General features: G+C 81.4%; 1 pseudogene. It reads left to right on the plus strand.

The window, feature by feature from the left end:
* Window positions 1-311: pseudogene (locus tag RF645_RS13470) on the plus strand (hypothetical protein); the annotation flags it as partial.
* Window positions 312-512: the final 201 nt, after the last annotated feature.

The following is a 512-nucleotide window of genomic DNA, read 5'->3' on the forward strand; positions in this document are numbered from 1 at the left end:
AGCGGGCCCTCGTCCGCCGGCCGGAGCTGCTGCTGGCCGTCGCCGGCACCGAGACCGCCCTCGGGGTCGGGCTCGCCGGGGCGGCTCGGCGCGGCGGCGCCGGGGCGCGCGTGCTCGGCACCCTGTCCGCGGCACTGCTCGCGGACGCCGCCGCGGAGAGCGCCTACTACGCCGCCCTGCGCGGCGCGCGCCGCCGGCGGAACGAGGAGCGGCCCGCGTCCGCCGGACCGGCCGCCCAGCTCCCGATGACGCCCGCCGCCCCGGGCTCGCGAGCGCGCCTGCGCCGCTTCTTCGGCCTGCTCCGCGACTGAGCTCCCCGCAGAATCCGCCGCGGGGCGGATTTCCGCGGCGTCCGCCGCGGGCTACCGTGGGGGCGTGCACACCCGACCCACCACTGACCCGGACGCCGGGGCGGGCACCGGCCGGGGCACTCCGCTCGCGGCGCGCGTCACCGCCTGGCTCAACGACCCCGAGGACCCGTACTGGTCCCGGCCCGCGCCCACGGCGGCCCA

The organism is Kocuria sp. CPCC 205260, from assembly GCF_040981045.1.
In the GTDB taxonomy this organism is placed as follows: Bacteria; Actinomycetota; Actinomycetes; order Actinomycetales; family Micrococcaceae; genus Kocuria; species Kocuria palustris.